This is a genomic window from Buttiauxella sp., assembly GCF_035271705.1.
In the GTDB taxonomy this organism is placed as follows: domain Bacteria; phylum Pseudomonadota; class Gammaproteobacteria; order Enterobacterales; family Enterobacteriaceae; genus Buttiauxella.
Map to the genome: position 1 here is coordinate 1 of NZ_DATERI010000140.1, position 11,579 is coordinate 11,579.

Annotated in this window: 11 protein-coding genes; 7 read left to right on the top strand and 4 right to left on the bottom strand. The window is 50.2% G+C overall.

Annotated elements, in window-relative coordinates:
* Positions 1-56 precede the first annotated feature (56 nt).
* On the bottom strand, positions 57-380 hold the full coding sequence (locus VJY99_RS12965; protein ID WP_324119062.1) for a cupin domain-containing protein: 324 nt from the start codon (positions 378-380) through the stop codon (positions 57-59).
* A 165-nt stretch (positions 381-545) separates the two neighbouring features.
* Here VJY99_RS12965 and VJY99_RS12970 point away from each other — a divergent pair, with 165 nt between their 5' ends.
* Both VJY99_RS12970 and VJY99_RS12975 read left to right on the top strand, forming a co-directional pair.
* On the top strand, positions 546-1,241 hold the full coding sequence (locus tag VJY99_RS12970) for an aspartate/glutamate racemase (protein WP_324119064.1): 696 nt from the start codon (positions 546-548) through the stop codon (positions 1,239-1,241).
* Between the two features lie 207 nt (positions 1,242-1,448).
* The gene (locus VJY99_RS12975) at positions 1,449-2,615 is read left to right on the top strand and encodes an MFS transporter (RefSeq protein WP_324119066.1); all 1,167 of its coding nucleotides are present in this window, start codon (positions 1,449-1,451) and stop codon (positions 2,613-2,615) included.
* 1 nt (position 2,616) lies between these two features.
* Here VJY99_RS12975 and VJY99_RS12980 read toward each other — a convergent pair whose 3' ends face one another.
* Entirely contained in the window at positions 2,617-3,540 is a 924-nt protein-coding gene (locus tag VJY99_RS12980; RefSeq protein WP_324119068.1) for a LysR family transcriptional regulator, read from the bottom strand.
* Positions 3,541-3,652: 112 nt separating this feature from the next.
* Between VJY99_RS12980 and lysA the strand changes: the two genes are divergently transcribed.
* The gene (lysA, locus tag VJY99_RS12985) at positions 3,653-4,912 is read left to right on the top strand and encodes a diaminopimelate decarboxylase (protein WP_324119070.1); all 1,260 of its coding nucleotides are present in this window, start codon (positions 3,653-3,655) and stop codon (positions 4,910-4,912) included.
* A gap of 39 nt (positions 4,913-4,951) precedes the next feature.
* Here lysA and VJY99_RS12990 read toward each other — a convergent pair whose 3' ends face one another.
* Positions 4,952-5,968, bottom strand: a complete 1,017-nt coding sequence (locus tag VJY99_RS12990; RefSeq protein ID WP_324119072.1) for a LacI family DNA-binding transcriptional regulator — start codon at positions 5,966-5,968, stop codon at positions 4,952-4,954.
* 422 nt (positions 5,969-6,390) lie between these two features.
* Here VJY99_RS12990 and VJY99_RS12995 point away from each other — a divergent pair, with 422 nt between their 5' ends.
* Genes VJY99_RS12995 through VJY99_RS13010 form a run of 4 tightly spaced genes read left to right on the top strand, consistent with a single transcriptional unit; the run spans position 6,391 to position 10,472 of the window.
* Entirely contained in the window at positions 6,391-7,728 is a 1,338-nt protein-coding gene (locus VJY99_RS12995; RefSeq protein ID WP_324119074.1) for a PTS sugar transporter subunit IIC, read from the top strand.
* Positions 7,729-7,735: 7 nt separating this feature from the next.
* Positions 7,736-9,163 carry a glycoside hydrolase family 1 protein gene (locus VJY99_RS13000; RefSeq protein ID WP_324119076.1) on the top strand — a complete coding sequence of 476 codons (1,428 nt, stop codon included), beginning with the start codon at positions 7,736-7,738 and terminating at the stop codon, positions 9,161-9,163.
* Between the two features lie 56 nt (positions 9,164-9,219).
* A complete protein-coding gene (locus VJY99_RS13005; protein ID WP_414641595.1) occupies positions 9,220-10,026 on the top strand; it encodes an FCD domain-containing protein in 807 nt (268 codons plus the stop codon).
* Positions 10,023-10,472, top strand: a complete 450-nt coding sequence (locus VJY99_RS13010) for a GNAT family N-acetyltransferase (protein WP_324119077.1) — start codon at positions 10,023-10,025, stop codon at positions 10,470-10,472. Before VJY99_RS13005 ends, VJY99_RS13010 begins: the two co-directional genes overlap by 4 nt.
* Before the next feature lie 3 nt (positions 10,473-10,475).
* Here the strand turns inward: VJY99_RS13010 and galR are convergent, their stop codons facing one another.
* Positions 10,476-11,483 carry an HTH-type transcriptional regulator GalR gene (gene galR / locus VJY99_RS13015; RefSeq protein WP_324119078.1) on the bottom strand — a complete coding sequence of 336 codons (1,008 nt, stop codon included), beginning with the start codon at positions 11,481-11,483 and terminating at the stop codon, positions 10,476-10,478.
* Positions 11,484-11,579: the final 96 nt, after the last annotated feature.

Genomic DNA, 11,579 nt, shown 5'->3' on the forward strand with positions numbered 1-11,579 from the left:
TTTTAGTGCATTAACGGCTTCTTCCAGGTATCGAAAGGAGCCGTTTTTTTTGGATCTTATTTCAGGAAATCTTCACGCACTGGCGTAAAGGTATCCAACAATGTGCCAGCAGCCAGGCATACGCAGCCGTGCATCACGTGAGGTTCTTTATACAATGTGTCGCCTGCGGTAACTCGGTGTGTTTCTTCACCGATAGTGAATTCAAATTCGCCGGACAGCACATAAGTTAACTGTTCATGTGGATGATTGTGCATCGGGCCGATGGCGCCTTTTTCAAAGTTAACCTGCACCGCCATCATTTTTCCATCGTGCGCCAGAATACGGCGGCTCACGCCAGCACCTAAATCTTGCAGTTGAGTATCTTTAATAAAAGTGAACATTTCTCGATCCTTTGTTATGTGAAACGCCGTTTCATTTAAATAATCGTATCCTGAAAAGCCCCTTTACGATAGTTCGCTCCTGATATTTGTAATACCGATCACGCTTTCACATTCAATAATCTCTCTGATATAACCAATGAAATGATTATAAACCGGTGACACGTGATGAAAACAATTGGTCTGCTAGGTGGGATGAGTTGGGAATCGACAATCCCCTATTATCGTTTGATCAACGAAGGGGTGAAGACCCGTTTAGGTGGGTTGCACTCGGCAAAAATCGTACTGCACAGCGTTGATTTTCATGAAATTGAAGCTTACCAGGCCAGCGGTGAATGGGATTTAGCAGGAGATATGTTAGCGAAAGCGGCACTCGGCCTGCAAAAAGCTGGAGCTGAGGGCATCGTGCTGTGTACCAACACCATGCATAAAGTGGCACATCACATTGAGTCACGTTGTTCGCTGCCATTTTTACATATTGCCGATGCGACGGGGCGCGCCATTATCGAGCAAAATGTGCAGCGTGTTGCGCTACTGGGCACACGTTACACCATGGAGCAGGATTTCTATCGCGGCCGCTTGAATGCCGAGTACGGCATTGAATCGTTGATCCCAAATGAAGAACAGCGCTTGCGTATCAATCAGATAATCTTTGAAGAACTGTGCCTGGGGAAAATTAGTGCTGATTCAAAGCATTATTATCAGCAGGTGATTGTAGCGTTGCAGGAGCAGGGTGCGCAGGGTGTGATTTTTGGCTGCACTGAAATCGGCTTGTTGCTCACTCAGCAAGATTGCCCGTTACCGGTGTTCGATACCGCGGCTATTCATGCGGCTGATGCAGTGAATTTCATGTTGGCAGAATAGTCTTTTTTTATTTTAAATTTCAAATGGTTAATGAGTAAAATAAAGTATCCTTAGTACGCGTCGGGTCACCCCCGGCGTTTTTTGTGTTATTAATTTGTTAAGCAGCGCACAGTTTTTCAAACAAGCTGCACCTCTGACATCCCCGTAATCTGGCGGTTGAGCGGCGCTCTCCCGCCTTTTGTTATTTCTGCAACCTGGAGTCATTCCATGCCTATTTCCTTACTCGCGCTGGCGATGAGTGCGTTTGCCATCGGCACGACGGAGTTCGTTATTATGGGCCTGCTACCCGAAGTGGCGGGGGATCTGGCGATTTCTATTCCCTCGGCGGGCTGGCTAATTAGCGGTTACGCGCTCGGGGTGGCAATCGGCGCACCAATCATGGCGTTACTGACGGCACGACTGCCGCGCAAACTTTCTCTCGTGCTGCTGATGGTGATTTTTATTGTCGGTAACATCCTGTGTGCCTTAGCGTTGAATTACCAATTCCTGATGCTGGCTCGCATTATTACGGCGCTGTGCCACGGAGCCTTTTTTGGTATCGGCGCGGTGGTGGCTGCCGGCCTGGTCGCACCAAATCGCAAAGCTTCGGCTGTGGCATTGATGTTCACCGGCCTGACATTAGCGAATGTATTAGGCGTGCCGATTGGCACCTGGTTTGGGCAATTATATGGTTGGCGTTCAACGTTCTGGGGTGTGGCCATTATCGGTGTCGTGGCATTTGTGGCGCTGATTGTGAATCTGCCTTCGCAAAAAGAGGAGACACCTACCGACCTGAAACGTGAAGTCAGCGCCCTGGCAAATGGCAAGCTGTGGCTGTCTCTTTCCATGACGGTGTTTTTTGCCGCCGCGATGTTCGCTCTGCTTAGCTACATTGCGCCGATGCTGCTACAGGTCACGGGAGTGACGCACCAGGGCGTGAGCTGGACGCTATTTCTGATTGGCGCGGGTTTAACGGTTGGGAACATTCTCGGTGGGCGTCTGGCCGACTGGCGCGTTTCTTTCAGTTTGATTCTGAGCTTTAGCCTGATTGCCATCTTCTCGTTGTTGTTTCGTTGGACCAGCCATGGCATGTGGCTTGCGGAAATCACGCTGTTTCTCTGGGCGATGGCGGCATTTGCGACCGTGCCTGCGCTGCAAATTAATGTCGTGCTTCACGGCAAAGATGCGCCCAATCTGGTTTCCACGCTCAACATTGCTGCTTTTAATGTCGGCAATGCATTAGGCGCGTGGGTTGGCGGTTCTGTCATTGCCCACGGTTTTGGCCTCACCGCCGTTCCGGTTGCCGCAGCTGGGCTTGCCGCCATCGGGTTGGTTATTTGCCTGATTAACTTCAGTAATGGCACCGGGCATCAACAATCCGCGACCGAGCAGTAACTCAGGCATCAAGCAGCGAATCCAGCGGTTTGATGTAGATTTGCATACTGTTTTGCAGATGTTCGCTGAAAGCGCTGACCAGCGCGGAAGCAGGGCGATGCAGTGGCCTAATCAGGCTCACGGTAAACGGTACCGCCACGCTAAAACGGCGTGCGACAACGCCACTTGAAGCATAATCCAGTGCGGTCAAAGGATTGACCACTGACACACCGACTCCCGCCCGCACCATCGCACAAACCGATGCTGCACTGTGTGTTTCCATCACCATCCGCCGCTTAACGTCGTGCTCCTGAAACAGCGAATCCAATAGCTGACGATAGCTATCGGTGCGCGACAGGCTGATGTAGTTTTCCCCTGCGAAATCCTGTGGCGTGAGAACGTCTTTGTGTGCGAGGCGGTGCCCGGCGGGTAACACGCAGACTTCGTTAAGTGTCAGCAATGTTTGGCGCTCCGTTCCCGCGGGGGTTACCGTATTTTCAGTCAACCCTAAATCGTGGCGCTGGGCTGACAGCCACTCCTCTAACAACGGGGATTCTTGCGGCACAATATTCAGGCTCAGTTCCGGGTATCGTGCCAGAAACGGTTGCACTAACACTGGCAGGAAGGATTGCGAAAACACCGGCAGACAGGCAATCGACAGCTCGCCCTGGCGGAATTCGCGCAGACTTTCAGCGGCACTCAGAATTCTATCCAGACCATACCAGGATCGCTGTACCTCTTCGAACAACCGCAAGCCCTGAACTGTGGGGTGTAACCGCCCACGGCTGCGTTCGAATACTTGCAGACCAATCAACTTCTCAAACCTTGCCAATTCACGGCTGACAGTAGGCTGCGAGGTATGCAGCAGCCCTGCGGCCTCGGTGAGGTTGCCTGCGGTCATGACTGCGTGGAAAATTTCGATATGGCGTAGCGTAATTGCGGGCATGATGGTCTCCTTTATCCATATCATATATGAATAGACTTACGAGAAATCGATATTTTTTCTTCATCTCACACTATGGCGTAATGAGGGAAATGAATGATTCCCGGAGTCCACCATGCCACGCCCACTCAATAACCCTAACACTGCTTTGAACGCGCAAAATCTACTGACACTGCCTGCTGAATTTGGTTGCCCAGTCTGGGTTTACGACGCGGATATTATTCGCCAGCAGATTGCCCAATTGCGCCAGTTTGATGTGATTCGTTTTGCCCAAAAAGCCTGTTCGAATATTCATATTTTGCGCTTGATGCGCGAGCAGGGTGTGAAGGTCGATTCGGTTTCACAGGGCGAAATTGAACGTGCGTTGGCGGCAGGATATCAGCCGCTGGAAAACCAGGATGACATCGTTTTCACGGCCGACATGATTGATCAACCTACGCTTGCGTTGGTGGCAGAGCAGCAAATTCCGGTTAATGCCGGTTCCGTCGATATGTTGCAGCAACTTGGCGAAGTCTCCCCGGGGCATCGTGTTTGGTTGCGCGTCAATCCAGGCTTTGGCCATGGACACAGCCAGAAAACCAACACCGGTGGTGAAAACAGCAAACATGGTATTTGGCATGCGGATTTACCGCAGGCGCTGGAGGTTATCCAACGCTACCAACTGCATTTAGTCGGCATTCACATGCACATTGGTTCGGGTGTTGATTACGGTCACCTGGAACGGGTTTGTGGCGCAATGGTGCAGCAGGTGGTTGATTTTGGTCAGGATCTGGAAGCAATTTCAGCAGGCGGTGGATTGTCGATCCCTTATCGTGAAGGGGAAGAAACAATCGATACCGATCACTATTACGGCTTGTGGAACGCGGCGCGTGAAAAGATTGCTCAGCGTTTGGGGCATCCGGTAAAACTCGAGATAGAACCCGGCCGTTTCCTGGTCGCGGAATCGGGTGTGCTGGTGGCTCAGGTTCGTTCAGTTAAGAATATGGGGTCGCGCCACTTTGTGCTGATTGACGCTGGTTTTAACGATTTGATGCGTCCTTCAATGTATGGCAGCTACCACCATATTTCTGCTTTGGCGGGTGACGGGCGTGAACTGGGGGCTCTACCACTGGTCGAGACCGTCGTTGCGGGGCCATTGTGTGAGTCGGGCGATGTGTTTACCCAGCAAGAAGGCGGTAAAGTGGAAACGCGCAAGTTACCGCCAGTGCAGGTTGGCGACTATCTGGTACTGCACGATACCGGCGCGTATGGTGCGTCCATGTCGTCCAACTACAACAGCCGCCCGCTGCTCCCTGAAGTGTTGTTTGATAATGGCCAGGCGCGACTGATTCGCCGTCGCCAGACGATTCAGGAGTTGCTAGCGTTAGAATTGTAGGGTGGATAAGCGAAGCGTCATCCACCATTTTCGTCAGAGCTAATGCGGCTCGTAATGCGGGCCAGGCCCTACTGATTCACGCAACACCAGCTTGCCAACAAACGGTGGAATGGCTTCGAGCGATTCACCGTTTGCCAGTTTTACTGCCTGATCAATGGCTGTGGTTATCATGTTATCGATAGGCAAGTAAACAGTGGATAATGCAGGCTCCAGCCACTGTGCGCTTGGTGCATCGTCAAAACCAAACAACGAAATATCCTGTGGGATCCGCCTACCTGCCTGATGCAGCGCTTTTGACGCGCCAAGTGCCATATCGTCGTTGCAAGCGAACAATGCGGTAAACGGCACGCGGCTTTCCAGTAAATCCTGACACAGCTTGTGGCCGACCGTCATGGTCGAATCACCGTATCTGACGCGGTCTTCGTTAAAAGCAATGCTATGTTTTTGCAGCGCTTTTCGATAACCCATCAATCGAGCCTGGCCCGTTGGTGTAGAAATCGGCACCGTGATACAGGCAATTTCGCGATGCCCTTGCTCAATTAAATAGTCGGTGGCTTTAAATGCGGCATCTTGTTGTTCGAAGAAAACGCAGCGATCGCGCGCCTGGCTCACGTCGCGGTTAATCACCACCAGCGGCACTTTGATGCTATTCATTAGCGACAATAATGTACGTTCGCTCATAAAACGGGTGTACAGCACGATTGCATCGCAATGACGGTCTACCAGCATTTGAACGGCTTCGAGTTCTTTTTGCGGCGTGTCGTGCCCGTCAGTGACAATCAGCTGTTTGCCCCATGCTTCAGTTTGACGTGAGGCTTGTTGAAGCAAGCGCCCAAAGTAAAACCCATCAAAAGTCGACACCACCAGGCCCACGCTATTACTGCTGCGATTCGCCAGCGATCGCGCCAGAAAATTAGGCCGATAGCCTAACTCTTCCATGGCGTTAAATACCTGTTCGCGGGTGCTCTCTTTAACTTGTCCAATTCCATTGAGCACGCGTGATACCGTTGCTTTGGAAACGCCTGCGCGGAGCGCGACATCCAGCATTGTGACCATCAATTCATTCCTGATTAAGACGCTGCCGCGTGGTCGCATAATTTCGCTAGTTTACCATGCTGCGATTGCGAAACATCGGGCTTGCGGTTTCGTTATGCTATTTGTCGTACCAGATCACGGTTTTATAACCTTCATACTTCAAGTTGCAGGTGTGTGGGTTGCTTTCAGTCACCCTAATCACTGACTTGAGTCAGCTCATCGGGATTCCTTCTTTTTCTGCCTTCCTGCTACTCGACGTATTTAGGGTCTATTTTTATTTGGCATACCAAAATGACGAGATTGGTCACCACTGGAATTCCAAAATAGCAATGTGGGACTTTTATCACGGAAATATTCAAGGGGAGCTACTATTTTTGGTATACCAAATCGTTAGTTACCCTTCGCTCTAAATAATAAAAAACGACATAACTGAGGTATACCCTATGGCATTGCAGGAAAAGTTAATCGACTCGCTGGGGAGTTTTGCCACTAAATTCAACAGCTACCGCTACATCATGGCGATCAAGTCCGCGTTCATTACTCTGATGCCAGTGATTATCGTCGGGGCATTTTCAGTACTGATTTCAAACATGGTATTGGATCCTAAAAATGGTCTCGCCAGTTTTTCTGCACTGTCGTTTCTGGCGCAATTAAAACCGATTACGGCGGCGATTAACTACGCCACACTGAACTTCCTGAACATTGGCGCCGTCTTTCTGATTGGTATCGAACTGGGGCGAATTAACGGCATTAAAAGCCTGTTCCCTGGTTTACTGGCGGTCATTTGTTTTATTTGCGTCACCCCAACAACCATTGAAATGATGGTCGATGGGCAAATGCATATGGTGAAAGATATTCTGGCACGCCAGTTTTCTGACACTCGCAGCCTGTTCCTCGGCATGTTTATTGCCATTTTGTCGGTTGAAGTCTACTGCTGGCTGGAAAAACGTGAGGGGCTGAAAATTAAGATGCCTGACACCGTTCCACCCAATGTTTCCGCTTCGTTCTCAGCACTAATCCCATCGATTATTACCGTCACCGGAATTGCGACCTTTGGCTTCGTCTTCCACCAAACCACCGGGATGTATCTGTATGACGCGGTATATCAGGTCGTGCAGCAACCCCTGGAAAAAGTGGTGCAAAGTCTACCGGGGATCCTGTTGCTGATGTTTGTTGCGCAACTTTTCTGGGTCATCGGTATTCACGGCAACCAGATGATTAAACCTATCCGCGAACCTCTGCTACTCGGTGCGATAACCGTCAACATGAGCGCGTTTGAGCAGGGTAAAGAGATCCCCAATATCATCACCATGCCTTTCTGGGATGTGTACATGAGTATTGGCGGTTCGGGGTTAACCATCGGCCTGCTGATCGCCGTTATGATCGCCACTAAACGCAAAGAAATGAAAGAGATAGCCAAGCTCTCTTTTGGTCCTGGGATCTTCAACATTAACGAGCCGGTGATTTTTGGTATGCCGATTATGCTCAACCCAATTTTGGCCATTCCCTTCATCATCACGCCGCTGGTCACGGGGTCTATCGGGTATTTCGCAACGGTGATGGGTTTTGCTGGCAAAGCGGTCGTTATGGTGCCGTGGACCACTCCACCATTGATTAACGCCTGGCTTTCCACTGCGGGTTCGATGGGCGCGGTAGTGACACAATTGGGCTGTATTCTGGTTTCCGTTCTGATTTACCTGCCGTTTGTGAAAATTGCCTCTCGCCGTGCAGAACAAGCGCAGTTGCAGGCCGAACAGCAACAACAAGCCAATAACGCGTGAGGAAGGCATGAGCAACGTAAAAGTCACCATTCCAAAAGATTTTATTCTCGGCGCAGCGGCTTCGGCCTGGCAAACTGAAGGCTGGAGCGGCAAAAAAGAGGGGCAGGATTCCTGGCTGGATGCCTGGTACAAAAATGACAGGCACGTTTGGCACGAAGGCTATGGTCCAGCAGTCGCCACAGACTTCATTAATCGTTATCGCGAAGACGTGGGGCTGATGAAACAGGCGGGGCTGACGCATTACCGCACGTCGATAAATTGGTCGCGTTTTTTCACCGATTACGAAAATGGCATCGTCGATGAAGAGTACGCGCAGTATTACGATAATTTGATCGATGAAATGCGCAGAACCGGCATTGAACCGATGATCTGCCTTGAACACTACGAACTCCCCGCCACGTTGTTTGAAACTTATGGTGGCTGGGCCTCGAAAAAAGTGGTCGAGTTGTACGTGTTGTACGCTGAAAAAGTCTTTGCGCGTTATGCCCATAAAGTGAATCGTTGGTTTACGTTTAACGAGCCAATTGTGGTGCAAACACGCGTTTATCTTGATGCGTTACGCTGGCCATACGAGCAAAACACCCATAAATGGATGCAGTGGAATCACCATAAAAACCTCGCCACGGCGAAAGTAGTGAAACTGTTCCGTGAGAAAGGTTATAGCGGAACCGTCGGCTGTATTCTCAACCCAGAAGTCACGTATGCGCGATCCAGTGCGGCGCACGATCAGCAAGCCGCACAGATTTACGACCTGTTCTACAACCGCGTATTTTTAGACCCGCTGGTGCTTGGAGAATACCCGCAACAGTTAATCGAACTGTTGGAAAAACATGATGTGCAGTGGGATTACACCGAACAAGAGCTGGATATCATTCGTGAAAACACGGTTGATGAGCTGGGCATTAACTTGTATTACCCACACCGTGTTAAAGCGCCGTCGCGAGCCTGGAACCCAGACACACCATTCCATCCGGCGTATTACTACGAACCGTTTGAGCTGCCTGGGCGACGCATGAACAAGTCGCGGGGTTGGGAAATTTATCCGCGCATCGTTTATGACATGGCGATGCGGATAAAATCCGAGTACCGCAATATTCCGTGGTTTGTCGCAGAAAGTGGGATGGGGACAGAAAACGAAGCGCAGTTCCGCAATGGCGATGGTGTGATTGAAGATGATTATCGCATTGCGTTTATCGGCGAACATTTATATCAGACATTGCGTGCTCGTGAAGACGGCGCAAACTGCCAGGGTTACATGCTGTGGGCGTTTACCGACAACGTTTCACCGATGAACGCGTTCAAAAACCGCTACGGTCTGATTGAAATCAATCTACAAAATAACCGCGAGCGTCGTGCGAAAAAATCGGCCCATTGGTACCGGGCATTAAGTGAATCGCGCACCTTAGAGATCAATATTGATGATGAATGGAAATAGTCTTTTCAGATGGATAGTTTGATAAACTAGAAGGTATGAATCAGCGGCAGGACACTATGCCGCTGAGAATCAACAATGCGGGTGATATTGTGGACAAGGTAGTACTTTCGCCAGATAAAAAACAATACCAGGAAATTGGTGAGGATCTGCGCGCACAAATTATGCAGGGATTGTATCCAGTCGGCTCACGTTTGCCGCCTGAACGTAATATTGCTGAGACCTACGGTGTCAGCCGCACGATTGTTCGTGAAGCGTTGCTGATGCTCGAGTTACAAGGTACGGTCGATATTCGCCAGGGATCGGGGGTGTATGTCACTCGCGTTCCGGCAGAAAACGAAGCGGAAGAAGAGGCTTTTTTCAGTAGCGATATTGGCCCGTTTGAAATGCTACAGGCGCGTCAGTTACTGGAGAGTAATATTGCGGCGTTTGCCGCAAAAATGGCCACCAAAGCCGACATCGACAACCTCAAGCGTATTCTTGAACAAGAACAGCGCGCTATTGCGACAAACGACCTTAGCCAGGATAACTGCAAGATGTTTCATTTGGTTTTGGCTGGCGCTTCGCAAAACCAAATGTTGCTGGCGACGGTGGAAAGTATCTGGCGCCATCTTGATAGCAGCCCGATGTGGCAGCAATTGCGCGCACATATCGACACCCGTAGTTATCGTCTGAAATGGCTAGGCGACCTGCAAACGATACTGGCTGCGCTGCGTCGCCGTGATGTTATGGGGTCGTGGCAGGCAATGTGGCAGCATTTAGAAAACGTCAAAAATAGCCTACTTGAACAGTCTGATTCCGATGCACCAGATTTTGACGGCTACCTGTTTGAATCAGTTCCCATCTTCCAGGGGAAACTGATGTGAAAATTCTGCCGCTTTACGCCGCTCCTCAGTATGCACAGCTCGTCACCGACTGGCTGTATCAGGCGTTTGGCACCGCAGACAGCCGTGATTTTTTTACCTCGATTGTCGAAAAAAGCCAGCGGGAAGGGGAAATGCCGCTGACATTTGTGGCTGTTGACGGTGAGAAATTGGTGGGAACAGTAGGGCTGTGGCGCTGTGATTTGATTAGCCGGCAGGATCTTTATCCGTGGCTCGCTGCGTTATACATCGATGAAAACCAGCGTGGGCGTGGGCTCGGAGCCAAACTACAAGAACACGTTATCGACTATGCTCGCCGGCTCGGCTACCCGCAGCTTTATCTCTATTCCGCCTGTAAAGAGTACTACGAGCGATTTGGCTGGCAGTACATTGGTGATGGTCTGGATTACCCGAATAAGCCAGTTCACCTCTATCGATTTAATCTTTAAACGTCATTCACCAGAATATGAAATTACCGAATGGCGGCGTACAAGCGTTGGGCTAAACATATGTGTTATCTCGGGTAATTCACGCTTTTCAGCCAGCGCCAGCGCTAATTCTGCGGCTTGCTCGGCCATAGTGATTATGGGATAACGAACCGTGGTCAGGCGCGGGCGTACATAGCGTGAAATCAACACATCATCGAATCCAATCAGTGAAATCTCTTTTGGAACATCAATACCGTTATCGTTAAGAACGCCCATCGCCCCTGCGGCCATGGAGTCGTTGTAACATGCTACCGCACTGAAATGTCTTCCGCGTCCTAACAACTCCGTCATGGCTTGCTCGCCGCCACTTTCGTCGGGTTCACTGTAAGTGACTAGCCGATCGTTGACCGATAAACCGTGTTCGGTTAGCGCGTCGTAATAGCCTTGCAAGCGGTCTTCGGCATCTGAGATTGGGTGGTTGGAACAAAGGTAACCAATTTTGGTATGGCCTTGTTGAATCAGATGGCGCGTCGCAAGCCATGCACCGTAGCGGTCATCCAGTGCGACACAACGCTGCTCGAAACCGGGAATAATACGGTTGATAACGACCATGCCAGGCATCTGTTTCATTAATGAAATCAATTCGCTATCAGGGATTTTTTTTGCATGAACCACCAGTGCCGCACAACGATGACGAATGAGTTGTTCAATCGCCTGACGTTCTTTTTGTTCGTTGTGATAACCGTTACCGATTAATAAAAAATTGCCGGTACGATAGGCCACTTGTTCGACGGCTTTGACCATTGCGCCGAAGAAGGGGTCGGAAACATCTCCCACAATCAGGCCAATTGTTTCAGTGGTTTGTTGGGCAAGCGCTCTCGCATTAGCATTGGGATGGTAATTAAGTTCTTCCATCGCGCTGTTCACTGCCTGACGCGATGCATCGCTGGCTTTCGGTGAATCATTAATGACACGAGAGACCGTGGCAACAGAGACGCCTGCTAGCTTTGCTACATCCTTTATTGTCGCCATCGAAAGTGTTCCTGAGGGGGTAAACGTTTACACAATTTTAAGTGTTACGGAAAAGCCTCGCTACTTCAAGGGTCCAACTGTAGTCGCCGTCGCAAA

Excerpts from the sequence above, each read along its gene's own strand:
- galR (WP_324119078.1), bottom strand. The coding sequence starts at position 11,483 with ATGGCGACAATAAAGGATGTAGCAAAGCTAGCAGGCGTCTCTGTTGCC.
- VJY99_RS12970 (WP_324119064.1), top strand. The coding sequence starts at position 546 with ATGAAAACAATTGGTCTGCTAGGTGGGATGAGTTGGGAATCGACAATC.
- lysA (WP_324119070.1), top strand. The coding sequence starts at position 3,653 with ATGCCACGCCCACTCAATAACCCTAACACTGCTTTGAACGCGCAAAAT.
- VJY99_RS13000 (WP_324119076.1), top strand. The coding sequence starts at position 7,736 with ATGAGCAACGTAAAAGTCACCATTCCAAAAGATTTTATTCTCGGCGCA.
- VJY99_RS12980 (WP_324119068.1), bottom strand. The coding sequence starts at position 3,540 with ATGCCCGCAATTACGCTACGCCATATCGAAATTTTCCACGCAGTCATG.
- VJY99_RS12995 (WP_324119074.1), top strand. The coding sequence starts at position 6,391 with ATGGCATTGCAGGAAAAGTTAATCGACTCGCTGGGGAGTTTTGCCACT.
- VJY99_RS12990 (WP_324119072.1), bottom strand. The coding sequence starts at position 5,968 with ATGGTCACAATGCTGGATGTCGCGCTCCGCGCAGGCGTTTCCAAAGCA.
- VJY99_RS12965 (WP_324119062.1), bottom strand. The coding sequence starts at position 380 with ATGTTCACTTTTATTAAAGATACTCAACTGCAAGATTTAGGTGCTGGC.
- VJY99_RS12975 (WP_324119066.1), top strand. The coding sequence starts at position 1,449 with ATGCCTATTTCCTTACTCGCGCTGGCGATGAGTGCGTTTGCCATCGGC.
- VJY99_RS13005 (WP_414641595.1), top strand. The coding sequence starts at position 9,220 with ATGCCGCTGAGAATCAACAATGCGGGTGATATTGTGGACAAGGTAGTA.